Source organism: Kitasatospora nipponensis, from assembly GCF_039528135.1.
Classification (GTDB): Bacteria; Actinomycetota; Actinomycetes; order Streptomycetales; family Streptomycetaceae; genus Kitasatospora; species Kitasatospora nipponensis.
Genome location: NZ_BAAALF010000815.1, coordinates 1 through 643, shown reverse-complemented (window position 1 = coordinate 643; position 643 = coordinate 1). Strand labels below are relative to the sequence as shown.

Genomic DNA, 643 nt, shown 5'->3' with positions numbered 1-643 from the left:
GGCCGAACCGGCCTGCACCGACGAGGGGTTGAAGGACACCGTGACACCGGCCGGCGCACCGGAGGCGGTCAGGTTGACCGTCTGCGCGCTGCCCGAGGTGACCGAGGTGTTGGCGGTCGCGGTGGTGGAGGCGCCGGGCTGGACCGAACCCGCGGTCTGATTGAGCGTCAGCCCGAAGTCGTTGTTGCCGGTGGGCGTGCAGGTCGGGTCACCGGCCTGGGCCGGCACGCTGACCGCGTCCCAGGCCGCCTTGGCCCGGGTGAAGTAGCCGCAGCTGGGGTCGAGGTTCTTGGCCGCGGTCAGGGTCGCGGTCCGGTACTTCTTGTAGGTCATCCCGCTGGTCTTCAGCAGCATGCCGCCGTAGAAGATCTTCCCGGCGTTCTGGATGCCCAGACCGGTCACCGAACTGCTGTTGCAGGTCGGGCTGGTGGGCTTGCCGCCACCCGGGTTGGAGCCCTCGGCGAGCAGGTAGAACCAGTGGTTCAGCGGGCCCGCCGCGGCGTGCTCCTCGGTGTTCGGGATCGAGGAGGAGTAGCAGTTCGGGTTCCCGCCGACCTGCGAGGGGTTGTACATCACCCGGATCGGGCCGTTGCCCACCAGGTTGATCATCTCGCCGACGGTGTAGTCCGGCGCGTCGTACGGG

General features: G+C 69.1%; 1 protein-coding gene. It reads right to left on the bottom strand.

All coding sequences use genetic code 11. The features are described 5' to 3' along the window. Positions 1-643: M4 family metallopeptidase (locus tag ABD323_RS43490; RefSeq protein ID WP_344447540.1), on the bottom strand; the 643-nt coding region annotated here is incomplete at both ends.